The organism is Paracoccus sp. J56 (assembly GCF_019633685.1).
GTDB classification, from domain to species: Bacteria; Pseudomonadota; Alphaproteobacteria; order Rhodobacterales; family Rhodobacteraceae; genus Paracoccus; species Paracoccus kondratievae.
Window position 1 is genome coordinate 155,852 of the sequence record NZ_JAFL01000007.1, and the last position, 15,733, is coordinate 171,584.

Below are 15,733 nucleotides of genomic sequence, written 5' to 3' on the forward strand. Positions count from 1 at the left end.
CGGCTTCTCGTCTTGAAGTTCTTGCCTCCGGCGGGGATATTTTTCCACGGAAGATGACAGGTGTGAAAAGGGCGGCTCGATGGCCGCCCTTTGCTGTTTCAGCCCATGCGCTCAGACGCAAAGCTGCCGGGCGAGGCTGGGAAGACCACCGTCTTGTTACCGTTCAGGAACACGCGGCGGTGGATATGGGCATGGATGGCGCGGGCGAGAACCTGGCTTTCTACGTCACGGCCAAGGCTCACATAATCCTCGGGGCTTTGGGCATGGGTGACACGGATGATATCCTGCTCAATGATCGGCCCCTCATCAAGGTCGGCAGTGACATAGTGGCTGGTGGCGCCGATCAGCTTCACGCCGCGTTCAAAGGCCTGCTTGTAGGGATTCGCACCCTTGAAGCTGGGCAGGAACGAGTGATGGATGTTGATGATCCGCCCCGACATCTTGCGGCACAGCTCATCCGAGAGCACCTGCATATAGCGCGCCAGCACCACCAGTTCGGCCCCGGATTCCTCAACCACCTGCACCAGATGCGCCTCGGCCTGGGGTTTGTTCTCTTTGGTCACCTTAATGTAGTGGAAAGGTATGTCGTGGTTCACCACTACCTTTTGATAGTCCATGTGGTTCGAGATTACCGCCACGATATCAATCGGCAACGCCCCGATCCGCCAACGGTAAAGCAGATCGTTAAGACAATGGCCAAAGCGGCTGACCATAATCACGACCTTCATCTTATCGGCTTCGTCATGGATCGCGTAATCCATCGAGAAGGGCTTTGCCGGCTCTGTCAGACCCGCACGCAGCTCCTTCACCCCGACGCCCTGTTCCGAAACAAAGCTCACCCGCATGAAGAACTTGCCGGTCTGCGGATCGTCGAACTGGCTTGAATCGGTGATGTTGCAACCATTCTCGGCCAGAAAGCCGGCCACGGTGGCAACGATGCCGCGCGTCGAGGGGCAAGCGACGGTCAGGACATATTTCTTCATCTGGCTCTCCACTAAAGGGCGCAAGGCCCCTGATTTCTTTTGTGTGCAAATATCCCGGGGGTCCGGGGGCAGCGCCCCCGGCCGGGCAGCGCGCTCAGGCGGTAAGCTCCTCCGGCTCAGGCAGGCCGTGCACCCGGCAGCAGGCTGTCAGCGTATTCGCCAAAAGACAGGCGATGGTCATCGGCCCAACCCCACCCGGCACCGGAGTAATAGCCCCCGCTACCTGTACGGCACTGTCAAAGTCGACATCGCCAACCAGCCGCGCCCGGCCATCCTCTTCGATCCGGTTGATGCCGACATCGATCACCGTGGCACCAGGCTTGATCCAATCGCCGTGGATCATGCGCGGCCGGCCCACCGCCGCGACCAGAATATCGGCCGAGCGGCACAGCTCTTCGATATCCTTTGTACGGCTATGGGCGACGGTCACGGTGCAGCTTGCATTCAACAGCAACTGCGCCATCGGCTTGCCGACGATGTTCGAGCGCCCGACCACCACAGCATTCAGCCCCGTCAGATCGCCGTGCAGATCTCGCAAGAGCATCAGACAGCCCAGAGGGGTGCAAGGCACCATCGCCTTTTGCCCGGTGCCAAGCAGGCCGACATTGATGACATGGAACCCGTCCACGTCCTTCTTGGGGTCGATGGCGTTGATCACTGCCGCGGCGTCCATATGGTCGGGCAGCGGCAACTGCACCAGGATGCCGTGAACGTTCGGATCGGTGTTCAGCCTGTCGATCAGTGCCAGCAACTCATCCTGCAGCGTCTCGACCGGCAGCTTGTGTTCATAGCTGACCATTCCGGCCTCGCGGGTCTGGACGCCCTTGTTGCGGACATAGACCTGGCTGGCCGGGTCTTCGCCCACCAGAACTACCGCCAAGCCCGGCGTAATCCCGTGCCGGGACTTAAGACTTGCCACAGCCTCTGCCACACGGCCGCGAACCCCGGCCGCAAACCCCTTGCCGTCGATGATCCTTGCCCCCATCGGCCTAACCTCCTTCGCATTCCGCACCCGTGTCGCGGGCGGCAATAGCCGACCGCCCCCGCTCGCGGATAGCGCAGGCGCCGGCATGTGCAAACCCGCCCCATGGCGGACCTGACCGTCCCGGTTCGCCTCTATCCCCGTTGACGCCTTTTTCCAACTGGCCGTCGCAAAGGTCAGACCCTATTGCGACAGGACAGTGTCGTTTTGCGACTTGGGTCAAAACAGGCTACGTCAGCCGAGCAGATGATTTGCGACAAGCCTTCGACGCATCCGGCGGTCAGCTCGCCTCGCGCAGCACATCGCAAAGCTGCGGAACCGTCGGGGCAAAGGGATTGCCCTTCATCGAAGAGCTGGAAAGCGACGCTTCGGCCACCACCTGATGCCGCGCCGGGTCAAGACCTTGCGCGATCAGCCCAGGCAACCCGGCACCGCGCGCCCAGGCAGTCAGCGCTTGCGGAGCCTCGGCGGTGGTGCAGTCCAGCACCCCGGCTATCTCGCAACAGACCTCTCGGATACGGGCGGAATCAGGGGAATGGGTGCGATTCAGGGCCAGCACAGGGCCAAGCAACGCCCCACAGATCGCGCCATGCGCGGCGGGCGTCACGCCCCCGATCACCCCTGCAAGGCCGTGCACCGCGCCCAGCCCTCCGTTGGCCAGCGCCATGCCCCCACACAGGCTGACCCAGGCCATGGTGTCACGGGCGGCGCTGTCCTCGGCCTCTGTCAACCGTTTCAGCGCCTGCAAGCCGGGGCGGATGACCGGCCGCACCAACGCGTCGGTAAACGGCGTCGCCTTGCACGAGATCCACGGTTCGATCACCTGCGCCAATGCATCAAGCCCCGAAGCCAGCGTCACCGCGCGCGGGCAATGATCGGTCAGCGCCGGATCGACGATGGCCAGCCGGGGCAGCATACGCTCGTCCCGGATCGAAACCTTGCGGCCATGATCGGGCAGGCCGATCACGGCATTGCGGGTCGCCTCGGCCCCGGTCCCGGCTGTGGTCGGCAAGGCGATATAGGGCAAGGGCGGCGCGGCCAGCGGCAGGCCACGGCCCACCACCTCAAGATGATCCATGACCCCGCCCGGAGCAGGGATCAGCCCCGCCAGCGCCTTGCCCAGATCCAGCGCCGCGCCTCCGCCCAGTGCCGCAACCCAGTCAGCGCCAAACTCTTTGGCCTGGCCAAGTGCCTGTTCCAGCATCGGCAAGCTTGGCTCAGACCCGCAGGCCAGAGCCATGACCTCAGCCCCCTGACTGTGCAGGGCGTCAAGCAGCCATGCCGCGCGGGCCGGGTTCGCACCATGTACAAGCACACCGCGCGGACCGTATGTGCGGATCAGGGGCGCAGCCTGTTCCGCCTCGCCCCGACCAAAGATCACACGCCCCGGCAGGGCAAAGGAAAACCCGTTCATGCCGCCCCCGCGCATTTCGGGCAGAGTGGCACGCGCAATGCGCTGGTCAATCGAAACGTGTGGGACATGGCGGCCTGCTGTTTTCAAGGTCGGGCGCAGGCTGCACCGCAGGCCCCGGACGGTCAAGAAGCTTTCGTTTCAGGCCAAAGCAGCAGCAATGCGAACATCAGCGCCGGCTCTTTCCCTATGCAAGGAACACTTGCGCACCCTTCCGGATCGCTTACATTGACCACGGTTCAGCCGATGGAGAGCGCCCTTGGCCCTCAGCATTCGCCAAAGTGAGATCCTTGAGCTTGCCCGCGCCGAAGGCCGGGTTCTGGTCGAGGATCTGGCACAACGTTTCGACGTCACCTTACAGACGATCCGCCGTGATCTGGGCGAAATGGCGGGAGCAGGCTTGCTGGACCGCGTGCATGGCGGGGCGGTGCCGCGCGCCGGGGCCGTCAATCTGGGCTATGAGGCGCGGCGGCGTATGAATGCCGAGGCCAAGACCGCCATCGGCAAGGCTTGCGCAGCGGCAATCCCCGACAATTGCAGCCTGATCCTGAACCTTGGCACCACGACCGAGGCGGTAGCCCGTGCGCTGATCCATCATTCGAATATCACCGTTGTCACCAACAACATGAATGTCGCCAATATCCTGCTGGCCAATCCGGGCTGCGAAATCATGGTGGCGGGTGGCGCGTTGCGGCGCTCGGACGGTGGGCTGGTCGGAGAACTGACCACCCAGTTCTTTGAACAATTCAAGGTCGATTACGCGGTCATCGGCACCTCGGCGCTGGATCATGACGGCGATCTGCTGGATTTCGATCTGGCCGAGGTGCGGGTCAGCCGCGCCATCCTGCGCCAGTCGCGTCAGGCCTTTCTGGTCACCGACCATTCCAAGCTTGGCCGCCCCGCACCCGCCCGCATTGCCAGCCTGTCCGAACTGGATGCGGTCTTTATCGACCAGCCATTGCCCGAGGACCTGACGCGACGCTGCGCAGAATGGGGGACCAAGGTCCGGGTCTGTCCCCCGTCGGACGAATAACTCCTCAGGTCACGGCGGCCTTTACGGCAAAGCGCGGATCGCGCCAGCTTTCGCTGCGCAAGATATCCTCCAGCACATCGACCGCACGCAGCACATCAGCATAGCGCAGGTAAAGCGGCGTAAAGCCAAAGCGAAGGGTCGAGGGTGCGCGGAAATCGCCGATTACACCGCGCGCGATCAGTGCCTGCATCACCGGCCAGGCGTGATCGTGATGCAATGCAACCTGACTGCCGCGCCGGGCGCCCTCGCGCGGGGTCTCAAGCGTCAGTCCCAGCCCGGCGCATCGCCCTTCGACCAGCCGGATAAAAAGATCGGTCAGGGCAATGCTCTTGGCGCGAAGCTGGTGCAGGTCCACCCCATCCCAGATCTGCAACGCGCCCTTTAGCGCCCGCATCGACAGGATGGGCTGGGTGCCGCATTGGAAACGGCGGATGCCGGTATCACCCTCATACCCCGTCTCAAAGGCAAAAGGCCGGGCGTGTCCCCACCAACCACTGAGGGGTTGCGACACCTGCCCCTGATGCCGCTGTGCGACATAGATAAAGGCGGGCGAGCCCGGCCCACCGTTGAGGTATTTATAGGTGCAGCCCACGGCGAAATCCGCACCCGCCGCATCCAGCCCGACCGGCAGCGCACCGGCAGAATGGCACAGGTCCCAGACAGCGACGGCGCCCGCCGCATGGATGCGCGCCGTCAGCGCCGCCATGTCGCGCAACGCTCCGGTGCGATAGTCCACATGATTGACAAGCACCGCGGCGACATCGCCATCAAGCATCTCCTCGATCGTCGCGCCATCCACGCCCTCAAGCCGCAGCCGCGCCCCGGGCAGGGTCGAAACGACCCCCTCAGCGATGTACAGATCGGTCGGGAAGCTGCTGCTTTCCGCAATGATTGCCTTGCGCCCCGGGCGCAATCTCATGGCGGCATGCAGCGCCTTATAGACGTTGATCGAGGTGGTATCGGCCACCACCACCTGTCCCGCAGCCGCGCCGATCAGCCCGCCAATACGATCGCCCAGTTCGACGGGCAGGTCGAACCAACCGGCGCTGTTCCAGCTGCGGATCAGCTGTCCCGCCCATTCGTCACGGGCAGCGCGCATCAGTTCATCCTGAGCGGCACGGGTCGGGACACCCAAAGAGTTGCCGTCCAGATAGACCTCGTCCGGGGATAAAAGAAAGGCATCTCGCAGATGGCCCAGCGGGTCCTGGGCATCCATGGTCTCGATTGCGGCACGGTCGGGAAAGGTCATGTCGGTCCTCGTCAGGTCACTCCGGCGCAGGGCCGGTCGAATTACGGATGATCAGTTCATGCGGGCCGACGCGCTGCAATTCCTTAAGCGGCCGCCCCTCCAGCAGACCGGCAAGGCAATCTGCCGGCAGCTCCCGGCTGTCACGCCGCGGTGCCTTGGTAACGCTACCCGAGCGGCCCGTCACCAGCTTGCGCGCCGAGATATTCGCCTGATAATTCAGCGAACACACTGCGGCCTTGACCCGTTTGCGCGTCATCTCGCTGACATCGGAATGATCGTTCAATGCCCGGCTGGCCTGTGTGATCGACAGGCCCACCGCACGCGCGACATCCTTCAGCGTGGCCAATGTCACAGCTCCTTCGGAAATGCTCTGGGCCGCCGCATACTCCCCCTTCTGGATTTCTGGAACATCCCTTGCAGCTGGTCCATAGCCGCCCCCGACGCTAGTAGCGCAGCCGCGCATAATACGAGTTCTCGGCCGCCGCACGTGCCTGACCCAGCGTCGCAATGCCCCGCGCCTGCAACAGCGGCCAAAGCCGCAAGAACACCTGCGCCGTCACCAGCGCATCGCCGGCGGCATTGTGGCGATTGGCGACCTCGATCCCCAACCGCTCTGCAATCGCCTCAAGCGAATGCGAAGGTTCATGGGGCTGGGCGATACTGGCCAACAGCAGCGTATCCAGAACCGGCTGGTCAAAGCGCAGGCCTGTCACCCCCTCTTTCATCTGCAAAAACCGCATGTCAAAGGCAACGTTATGCCCGACCAGCACCGTATCGGCGGCATAGGCGTGAAAAACGGGCAGCACTTCGGCGATACGCGGCTGACCCCGCACCATCTCGGGGTGGATGCCGTGATAGGGGATCGAGGCCTCGGGGATCTCGCGGCCCGGATCGACAATCTGGTCAAACCGCTCGCCCAGCAACAGCTTGCCGTTCAGGATACGCACCGCGCCGATCTGGATGATTTCATCGCCCTCGGCCGGATTCAGACCCGTCGTCTCGGTATCAAAGACGGTATAGGTCAGCTGATCCAGCGGCTGATCGTCCAAAGAGCGGCTGGAATCGCTGGCCGCAAACAGGTCAAAATCATAGAACTCGGGCCGGGACTCGGGCCAGGCGATCTCGGGTCCGGACAGGGCGGTCGGCAGCAGAAAGCGAAAGAATGACTGCCCCGCCGGACGGTCCTGTTCCAGCCACAATTCACCGCCGTGACGTTCCGCGATGTCACGGGCACGGTCCACCTCGGCCTGACCAGCGACGGCCCCGGCAGTGCCCGGCCCCGTCCCGACCTCAAGCGGCCAGACCAGATCCAGATGCGCCCAGCCCGGCGTTGCTGCGGGGGCAAGTCTTAGCGTCAGGGATGACTGCGCCCCCGCGACCTGCACCGCCAGTGCACCAAGCGCCTGAATCAGGGAAAAGCTGTCAACGCGCAGCCACAGCCCGTCATCGGCATTCCCGACCGCAACCTCGGCCCCGGTCTGTGCCTGGACATGCCGCGAAGCGGCGGCAAGCAGGTCGTCGCCCAGCATCTCTTGCAGCGGCCAGCGGGTCAGGATCTCTTGCGAGGCATCCGCCGTCATCGCCTTTAGCCGCTGGCCCATCGCCGTTACCTCATCGCGGACGATGGCGTGAAAGCCGTCCCGCTCGGCCGGTTGCAGGTCGGGATAATCCAGCATGTCCAGCGCCGCCTGCATATTGGCCAGCGAGGCGCGACTGGCCTCGGTCAGCTCGATCAGGCGACGGTCGCGACGGGACTGGGCGGCATAATCGCCGGTAATGTCATCAACCAGCAGCACATAACCACTGATCTGATCGGGTTCCCCGGCCTGCGGGCGAACCGGGGCCAGCACGACATGCAGCAGACTGCCCGCTGGCGTGGTGGTAACGAATTGCGCCGAAACGGGCGCCTCTCCCCGTGCGATATGGCGGTCCACAGTATCGCGCGCATGGTCGATCAGAGCCCGCTCGATAACAGTATGGATCGAGCGGCCAAGCCCGATCACATCCCCCCCGCCCGAGACCCGGCGGAACATGCTGCGGGCATGGTCATTGTAAAGCAGGATGCGACCATCAAGGTTGCAGACGATCACGCTTTGGCGCAGCTCAGCCATCAGCGCACCAAGCTGGTCACGCTCTTGCGCGACCTTGTGCTGGGCCTCGGCCACCAGACGCGCCATGTCGGTCTGCAAGGTCCGACGTTCGTCGGCAAGACGGTTCAGCGCCTCGGCCAGCCCGGACAGCGCCTCGGGGCCAGCAGCCTGCGCGCGGGGCGCATCGGCATTCCCGGCAAGCAGCCGCGCCGCATCAGCCAGCCGCGCCGGGGCTGCAACATGGCGGGCGTAAAGACGCGCGGCAAGCCAGCCAGCCAGCACCGCCCCAGCAAGCCACCAGCCAAAGATCAGCGCGCCGCCTTCGGCCAGCGCCGGCGCAAGCCCGGCGGACACCCCCTCGCGCCGCTCGGGCGACAGGGCGGCATAAAACAGCGCCACGCCACCCAGCACCCATAGCGCCACCGCCAGACCCGGTAGGACGACAGGCAACAGGAGGCGGGTGGCGGATCTCATGCCAGCAGCTCGCGGATACGAACGATCAGTTCGCGCGTCGAGAAGGGCTTGGTCACATAGGCGTCGGCCCCCGCCCCCATGCCGCGGGCGATGTCCGTCTCGCGCCCCTTGGCGGTCAGCATCAGGATGCGGACCCCCGAAAGGCCGGGATCGGCGCGCACCGCCTCGCAAACGTCAAAGCCGTTCATCCCCGGCATGGCCGCGTCAAGCAGCACCAGCCGGGGCGGGTCGCTGCGGATCATATCAAGCGCCTGCAACCCGTCCGGCGCGACAAGGACCTCATACCCCTCGCGTTTGAGCATGAAGGACAGCGACACGACGATATTCGGCTCATCATCCGCGATCAGTACCTTGTCCGTCATCAGCTCCTCCCCTGACTCTGTAACGGCAGGCTGAAGGCGAAACATGCGCCCTGCCCCGGCCGGGATTCCAGCCACATCCTGCCCCCCAAATTAACAACGATCTGCCGGCTGATCGGAAGACCAAGCCCGGTACCGGGGGGACGGTTGCACGCATCGCCGCCCTGCCGGAACTTTTCAAACACCGTCGCCTGATCCCCGGGCGCAACACCGGGGCCGTTGTCGCGCACCTTGACGACCAGCTCATCCCCCTGCCGCAGCAGCACGATCTGAACCCGGCCTCGCCCTTTTGGGACGAACTTGGCCGCATTCGACAGCAGGTTCACCAGCACCTGTGTCAGCCGGTCGGGATCAGCCAGCACCATGGGCACCCGCTCGGGCAGGTCCAGCGCCACCTCGGTCCCGTGTTCACGAAACAGCTCGGCCGTGGCGCGCAGGGCAGCGGCGATCAGCGCCTTCATGTCCACGCGGGTCGTATGCCATTCTGCCACGCCCGCCTCGATCTTGGCCAGATCCAGCACCTGATTGACCAGCCGGCTTAGCCTTTCGCTTTCCGACAGGATGATCCCCAGAAACTCATCACGCTGAGCGGACTCGATATCGGGCGTGTCCAGCATCAGCTCAGTCAGCGCCCGGATCGAGGTCAGGGGCGTGCGCAATTCATGCGTGACCGAGGACATGAAATCATCCTTGAGCTGGTCGAGGCTTTTCAGCTTTTCGTTGGCAGCGCGCAGCTCGATGGTCGCCTCTTCCAGTTCGCGGGCATAGACGCGCACCTGCGAGGCCTCGTCGATGATCTCAAGCACATCATCAAGGCTTAGCGGTTCCTCCTGCGAAACCGATTCGACCATTACCCGGGCCGAGGCCGTGCCAATAGCCCCGGCAATCTGACGTTCCACCCGATCCACCAGCCGTGCATCGGCGGTCAGACTGTCCAGCGCCGTTCCCGTTTCGCGCGCATGGTCACGAAACAGCGCCTCGGCCCGGGCCGCCCCCAGAAAACGCCCGGCAAGGCGGCGCAGATCCTCGGGCCGCGCCCGACCGCGCCAGAACACCGGCTGGGCCTGCCCACGCTCGAACACATCGACGAATAAAAGCGCCTGGCTTGCCTCGCGCGCCGAGGCGCGGCCGATCAGCGACAGGCCAACATAAAGCGCAATGTTGACGAGCAGGCTCCAGAACAGCGAATGGGTCAGTTCGTCGAAACCGGAAAGGCCGAAAAGCCGTTGCGGTGCCAGAAAGGTCAGACCGAATGGGCCATCAAGGAAATCTGCCCCGATCCAGCCCGACCGGGCGACCGAAGGCAGCATCAGCGTATAGGCCCAGACCAAAGACCCACCGATCAGCCCGCCCAGCGCCCCCGCCCGCGTCGCGCCGCGCCAATACATGCCACCCAAAAGCGCCGGGGCGAATTGCGCGACGGCGGCAAAGCTGATCAACCCGATCGAGACCAGCGCATAAGCCTCACCCGCGACGCGGAAATACAGATAGCCCAGCAGCAGCACCAAAAGGATCGCGGCCCGGCGAATATTCAAGAGCAGCCGCGTCAGGTCGCCCCCGGCCTGGGCAAAGCGCCCACTGCGCAGCAGCGCGGGCATCACCAGATCGTTGCAGACCATGGTTGAGACCGCGACCGTCTCAACGATGATCATACCCGTCGCTGCCGAAAGCCCGCCGATATAGGCCAGCAGTGCCAGCCACGCCGCCCCCTGTGACAGGGGCAAGGTCAGCACATAGCTTTCCGCCCCCGCCCCCGCGTCGCCCATCATCAACATGCCGCCGATGGCGATGGGCAGGACAAAGATGTTGATGAGCAGCAGATAAGCCGGAAACAGCCAGGCTGCGCGCAGGATGTGCCTTTCATCGACACATTCCACCACCATCATCTGGAATTGGCGCGGCAGCATCAGCACCGAAAGCATCGACAGCAGAGTCAGCGCGAACCATTGCGCACCCTGAAATCCCTCGAATCCCAGCCCATCAAGGCGCAGCAGATTGGCAATATCAGGCTGTGCCTGCGCCCGTGCCCAGATATCGCCCATGCCTGCGAAAAGCCCGTAGGTGACAAAGACCCCCACCGCCAGAAAAGCCGCAAGCTTGACCGCCGATTCAAAGGCGATGGCGGCGACCATGCCTTCATGCCGCTCGGACAGGTCAAGGTGGCGGGTGCCAAAGACCACCGCGAAGCCCGCAAGCGACAACGCCATGTAAAGCGTGCCGTCGCGCCACCAGGCCATGTCAGACTGGCCCTGCCCCCCGGTCAATGCCTCGTAACCGGCCGAGACGGCTTTCAGCTGCAAGGCGATATAAGGCAGGATGCCGACCACGGTGATCAGTGTCACCAGCGCGGCAAGGAGCGGGCTTTTCCCGTAGCGGCTGGCAATGAAATCCGCGATCGAGGTGATGCGATAGCTGCGCGCGATCCGCACCATTTTGCGCAGCACCAGCCATGCAAGCAGCATGGCCAGCATCGGCCCCAGATAGATCGGCAAGAACCAGACCCCACCCAAAGCCGCGCGGCCAATGCTGCCGAAATAGGTCCAGGCCGAACAATAGACCCCCCAGGACAGCGCATAGACCAGGCTGCTGTCGATCAGCGACCGGCCCTGCCCTGCGCGGCGATCTCCATGTGCTGCGACCGCCACCAGCAGGACCAGATACCCAAAAGAGGCTGCCAGAACGAAACCGGGCTGGATCATTCGCCCTTCCTCCGGTTCCCGGCCCGGTCGCTGCGGGGCGGTCGGGCGCTGCGGGCACTGACCCATGCCAGCGCCGCAATCAGCCCGCCCCAGACCACGAACAGCACCACCGGCAAAAGTGGAAGCCCAAGGATAGTCAAAGGCTGGTCCCAGATCAGCAGCAGCGGAAAGTTGAACAGCAAAAAGCCCGCGCCGCACAGCGCCAACAGCACCTCGGGCCGGGGTCCGTCGCGCCGTCTCATAGCAGATCCAACCGGTAATGCTGGCCAAGCCATTGCTTGTATTCGCGCACGATGTTCAGCGAATCGCGCAAGGCCTGGCGCTCGAGCCGGCCCAGTTCGGACGGGCGGATGCTGTTGTCAGGGGCCTGGCCACGGGCAATCTGCGCGAGGTTGCTGTCAAGCTTTAGCCCCATCATGCAATGCAGGGCGTCAGCAACGTCGCGGGCAAGCCCTGCATCGATCCGCCCGGCCCCGGCCAGCGCCGCCAGACGGGCCTGAGTGCCCGGCAATGTGATCCCGTGTTCCAGCGCCAATGCGCGCGTGCCATGGACCAACGGAAATATCCCCAGCTTTTTCAGGTCGATCTCGGCCGCCTCGGGTCCGCGCAGACCGGGCAGACGCCGCCACCAGCCGCCCTCTGCACCGCCGTCAAACTGCCGGATCGCCAAGGCAAAACGGGCATAAAAGCTGTCGCCCCCGGTCAGGACCCGCCGCAGCCGGTCGCGCAGGGCGGCAAGCAGCCCCTCGTCCCCGGCAACCGCGGCGGCGTCAAGAAAGATTGCCAGATGCATCGGCCCCTCGGGGTCCGAGCCATGGACCCAGTCGCGGATACTGTCACCAAAGTCCTGTACGCTTTGGCACCACAACGGACGGCTTAGCATGATGCCCCCGGGACAGGGGGGATAGCCGAACGAGATCAGCGTATCGGTAAAGGCCTGCGTCACCCGCTCCAGCCCGTCAAAGCGGAATCCGTCGCGCAGGATCAGCGCATTGTCCTGATCGGTGCGGATGATCTGCTCGGACCGGCCCTCGCTGCCCATGACGATCAGGCAACTGTTTTCCTGCAAAGGCAGGGGGGCCAGCATCTGCCACAGCCGACGAAATATCTGGCGGTTCAGACGGCCGACGAGCTCGGCGATGATCTCGCTTCGTACGCCATCGGCATGCAGGGCGCGGATCAGCGGCTCAACCCCGGCAGCGGCTTCGGCCAGCTCACCCGGACTACGGGCGCGCGAGATTTCGGCCGCGATCAGATGCGAGTGACTGGCCAGAAAGCTCATCAGATCGAACTGGCTGAGAATGCCCACCACTTCATCGCCATCGCACACCAGAACGCGATGAATACGGTGGCGCAGCATCAGCATCATCGCATCGTACAGATCGTCGTCCACCGCCACGGACCAAGGGGTAAAGCTGGTGAAATCGCGCACCGCCAGCGCCTGTGGCGGCTCATCGCGCAGGATCGCCCGGACCAGCTGGGTGGCGGTAAAGATGCCAAGCCGCTTTCCGTCCCGCACCAGCGCATCGGTCAGGGCACGGGCCGCGAGTTCGCGACACAACGTTGCAAGATCGGTCCCGGCATCGACCACATATGGCTTGCGCAGGGCGGCATCGCGCACCCGCGCCGTGACCAGTGTCACCATCTCGCGCTGTTCGTGGCGCGTGCTGCGATCCGCCCCCGTCACCGCCCGCACCTCTTGCATGCGGCGGACACAGGCAAACCCATAGCCTCCGAGGAAGCACGCATGGCCCTCTTGCCCCTCCCTGCCCTTTTGACGCGCCCCGCAAGATGCGTTCTGCGGGACGCCCACCAAGCGTTCCTCCTGCCCGCAATCCATTGATAAGCCTAACTGTGGCCTGTTCACAACAGCTTTGGCCGGACAGCTGCGGCGTGTCAGGCCGACAGGCCGGTGGTCTCCCGCGCGGCTTGCGCCAAACCGTGCAGTGTTCTGGTCGAAATACTCTGAAAACGACGGCATACAGGCCGGGCTTTGCAACTGCGCCGGTCGGTCAAAAAGCCCTTGTTTCCCCGCCGCTCGCCCCATATACGGGGCAGCGGAGACGTGGCCGAGTGGTCGAAGGCACACCCCTGCTAAGGGTGCAGACGGGAAACCGTCTCGAGGGTTCGAATCCCTTCGTCTCCGCCACACTTCCTGTTTCGGCCCAATTTAAGAACGCCAAATACCGCCGTTTCCCACACAATATAAGCGCCCGATCAAATAGAGCGGAGCCTCGGGAGATTCATTTTCCCCTTTTTCGATAAAGCTGATTTCGCGGCTGTGCACAGCCAGCGATTGCTGCGACCGATAAAGGAATTCGAAGCCACTATCGATCGCTTCACTGGCGAAGAGGTGAGAGCGGATGGTGCATGCGGCGTTGAGCTTTGATCAGCGATCGCCGGGATTCATTGGCACGCGGCAAGTGGGGCAATCGTGTCCTATACTTCACGCCAGGCTGCGGAACTGGTGGCCTGGGTGCGAGAAGAAGCCGACTCCCTCTTGTGGTATTGCAGCGGGCCTATCGGTGATGTTGCACCCTGGATCAGCGCAGCGATGGCTATAGAAGGGTGGACGCGGTCTCTGGCACCCCGTTCCTAGACGGGTCCGTTTCCCACCGAATAGTCGCCGTGCGCGGAGTGTTTTTGACGCCGCGACAGCGGACGTTCGTTCAGTCGCCATTCCCCTCGCTTCCAGATATTTTTCTCTGATGCGCGAAGGTGCTTCGCCGCACCGGATCGTCATCAGCGCATTTCACTCTTCCACTGGGGAGGCCTCATCTGGCTCCTTCGGGTGGATACACAGCGTCGACCGCAAGTATTACTCGCCAAACCTCTGGCTAAAAGTGGCTAACAAAGGCAGTGTTTCGTCAGCGGGCACGTGACGAAAAGCAAAAAAGACCAGATAGCGTGTCAAGCAGAAGAGTTGAAACCGCCCACGCCGTGCCCGGGTGCAAACGTACGCTTGCTCGGTCTGGGCGTCGGATTGCCAATCTCGGCTTCTCGATCGTCTCGCAAATTTTAGCGCTGCAGAGTTCGGAACGCTTTACTCTGGAGTGGGCATCCGAATATCTGGCCATGAAAAGGCCGGAAATCGTCGAGGTCCAACAGCGCGGTGGCGCGGGCGACAAGGGCCGCAATGTCCTCGCCTGGCATGATCCAAACACCGTGCCAGTCCGCAAATGGACGCTCTATCAGTGCAAGCATTATGCCTCAGCGCCAGGGACCAGCACGGCGGCAACGGAAATCGGCAAGGTGCTGTTTTACAGCCACCGTGGTGATTACACCTTTCCGGAAGAATACCACTTCGTCACGTACAAAGGCGTAACTTCACCGTTTCAGGACCTGCTGGACAAGCCGGAGGATCTTCGCAAATTCATTATCGACAACTGGGACGAGCATTGTCAGAGCAAAATTCGGAAACGCCCGCTTCCGCGACGAGCTGCTGAACGGGGAAGTCTTCTACAGCCTCCGTGAGGCACAGATCCTGATCGAGCAATGCAGAAAACACTACAACACCAAACGGCCAGACAGCGCATTGGGCCATAGTCCACCGGCTCCGGAAGCCAGCGTCCCGATGGACCAAAGCACGGTCATGCACTAACTTCAAACGGAACCAATCAAGTGGGGCTGATTACAGTGCGGCAAATCCCCCATGCGAATGCGGGCTTGCCTTTTCTGTCAGAAAGATTTGCCTTTCATGGGCCGCATCCTGATCTTCAACGTTTGTTCTGATCCGGTCCGACATGTCGATGTGCTGGCTGGCCTCGCCTCACCCTTTCTTTCGGAAGGGAATGGACGACGCTGATCGTGAAGTCAAACGTCGTGATGCGGTTCCACACGCTGCAGTCCGAACATCGAACGGGCGATCTGACCAACAATTTCCAGCAGCCTGTCACGGTATTCCGGCTCTTTCGCGACTGCGACCGCCGTTTCGCGGATGGCACCCGTCAGTGCTATCGCCCGCACACGGGCCTCCGCTTCCTCGAACCCGGAAGCGACCAGATCCTCGCTTATCATGGCACGGAAAGCCGACGATCCGCGGCCTATCACCGCCTCCAGCTTCGGGCTAAGGGCAGGGGAAAGCTGCATGTAGAAACGTCCGATCTTCGGCTGGGCACACAGATTGAGAACGGCGGTGGGAAATTCGTCCACGGTAGCGGTGGCTTGGTGCTGCTGCGGGCGGCGTAAAAGTCGTCCACCTATTCCCTTTCTGCGGCGGCAGGGAGGGCGTGAGGATTTACAGCGTGGACCTATATCTGAGAGTTCGCCAGGCTTGCGCGGAAGGCATGAGCCAGCGGGAAGCGGCGCGGGTGTTCAACATCTCGCGTGACACGGTTGCGAAGATGATGACCTTCTCGGTGCCACCGGGCTACCGACGGACGGCCGAGGTCAGGCGGCCAAAGCTTGATCCTTTCATCCCGATCATCGAGGGCTGGCTGGAGGCGGACCGTTC

At 63.2% G+C, this 15,733-nt stretch carries 14 protein-coding genes, 1 tRNA gene and 1 pseudogene; 5 read left to right on the top strand and 11 right to left on the bottom strand.

The features are described from left to right. Positions 1-98: 98 nt before the first annotated feature. The 3 genes from purU to M511_RS07310 form a co-directional block, all read right to left on the bottom strand. Positions 99-983: a formyltetrahydrofolate deformylase gene (purU, locus tag M511_RS07300; RefSeq protein WP_085501797.1), complete on the bottom strand. Its 885-nt coding sequence runs from the start codon at positions 981-983 to the stop codon at positions 99-101. A 94-nt stretch (positions 984-1,077) separates the two neighbouring features. After that, positions 1,078-1,968 (bottom strand): bifunctional methylenetetrahydrofolate dehydrogenase/methenyltetrahydrofolate cyclohydrolase FolD, encoded by an 891-nt coding sequence (gene folD / locus M511_RS07305; protein ID WP_085501798.1) that lies wholly within the window; start codon positions 1,966-1,968, stop codon positions 1,078-1,080. A 277-nt stretch (positions 1,969-2,245) separates the two neighbouring features. Beyond that, positions 2,246-3,379 (bottom strand): iron-containing alcohol dehydrogenase, encoded by a 1,134-nt coding sequence (locus tag M511_RS07310; protein WP_029371500.1) that lies wholly within the window; start codon positions 3,377-3,379, stop codon positions 2,246-2,248. A 256-nt stretch (positions 3,380-3,635) separates the two neighbouring features. Between M511_RS07310 and M511_RS07315 the strand changes: the two genes are divergently transcribed. Continuing rightward, entirely contained in the window at positions 3,636-4,409 is a 774-nt protein-coding gene (locus M511_RS07315; RefSeq protein WP_010393477.1) for a DeoR/GlpR family DNA-binding transcription regulator, read from the top strand. Between the two features lie 4 nt (positions 4,410-4,413). Here M511_RS07315 and kynU read toward each other — a convergent pair whose 3' ends face one another. From kynU to M511_RS07350, 7 genes are all read right to left on the bottom strand, one after another. Continuing rightward, the gene (gene kynU / locus M511_RS07320) at positions 4,414-5,658 is read right to left on the bottom strand and encodes a kynureninase (protein WP_085501799.1); all 1,245 of its coding nucleotides are present in this window, start codon (positions 5,656-5,658) and stop codon (positions 4,414-4,416) included. A gap of 16 nt (positions 5,659-5,674) precedes the next feature. Continuing rightward, positions 5,675-6,004, bottom strand: coding sequence for a LacI family DNA-binding transcriptional regulator (locus M511_RS07325; protein ID WP_085501800.1), 330 nt, complete (start codon positions 6,002-6,004; stop codon positions 5,675-5,677). A gap of 97 nt (positions 6,005-6,101) precedes the next feature. Further along, positions 6,102-8,222: a 3'-5' exonuclease gene (locus tag M511_RS07330; protein ID WP_085501801.1), complete on the bottom strand. Its 2,121-nt coding sequence runs from the start codon at positions 8,220-8,222 to the stop codon at positions 6,102-6,104. Then, positions 8,219-8,584 carry a response regulator transcription factor gene (locus M511_RS07335; RefSeq protein WP_010393471.1) on the bottom strand — a complete coding sequence of 122 codons (366 nt, stop codon included), beginning with the start codon at positions 8,582-8,584 and terminating at the stop codon, positions 8,219-8,221. The genes M511_RS07330 and M511_RS07335 overlap by 4 nt, the downstream gene beginning before the upstream one ends. Beyond that, positions 8,584-11,280, bottom strand: coding sequence for an ATP-binding protein (locus M511_RS07340; protein WP_085501802.1), 2,697 nt, complete (start codon positions 11,278-11,280; stop codon positions 8,584-8,586). Before M511_RS07340 ends, M511_RS07335 begins: the two co-directional genes overlap by 1 nt. Continuing rightward, positions 11,277-11,522: a hypothetical protein gene (locus M511_RS07345; RefSeq protein WP_010393469.1), complete on the bottom strand. Its 246-nt coding sequence runs from the start codon at positions 11,520-11,522 to the stop codon at positions 11,277-11,279. The genes M511_RS07340 and M511_RS07345 overlap by 4 nt, the downstream gene beginning before the upstream one ends. Beyond that, positions 11,519-13,093 (bottom strand): DUF294 nucleotidyltransferase-like domain-containing protein, encoded by a 1,575-nt coding sequence (locus M511_RS07350; protein WP_254901047.1) that lies wholly within the window; start codon positions 13,091-13,093, stop codon positions 11,519-11,521. Before M511_RS07350 ends, M511_RS07345 begins: the two co-directional genes overlap by 4 nt. Before the next feature lie 246 nt (positions 13,094-13,339). Between M511_RS07350 and M511_RS07355 the strand changes: the two genes are divergently transcribed. The 3 genes and pseudogenes from M511_RS07355 to M511_RS07365 form a co-directional block, all read left to right on the top strand. Beyond that, positions 13,340-13,429 (top strand) — tRNA-Ser (locus M511_RS07355). Between the two features lie 758 nt (positions 13,430-14,187). Beyond that, positions 14,188-14,754: a hypothetical protein gene (locus M511_RS07360; RefSeq protein WP_139824550.1), complete on the top strand. Its 567-nt coding sequence runs from the start codon at positions 14,188-14,190 to the stop codon at positions 14,752-14,754. Beyond that, a pseudogene (locus M511_RS07365) lies at positions 14,699-14,881 on the top strand (integrase core domain-containing protein); the annotation flags it as partial. The gene M511_RS07360 and the pseudogene M511_RS07365, both read left to right, overlap by 56 nt. Before the next feature lie 212 nt (positions 14,882-15,093). Here the strand turns inward: M511_RS07365 and M511_RS07370 are convergent. After that, on the bottom strand, positions 15,094-15,432 hold the full coding sequence (locus M511_RS07370; protein WP_085501805.1) for a hypothetical protein: 339 nt from the start codon (positions 15,430-15,432) through the stop codon (positions 15,094-15,096). Positions 15,433-15,524: 92 nt separating this feature from the next. Here M511_RS07370 and M511_RS07375 point away from each other — a divergent pair. Next, positions 15,525-15,733, top strand: a 209-nt coding sequence (locus tag M511_RS07375; protein WP_139824551.1) for a helix-turn-helix domain-containing protein, incomplete at its 3' end; no start/stop codon positions are given.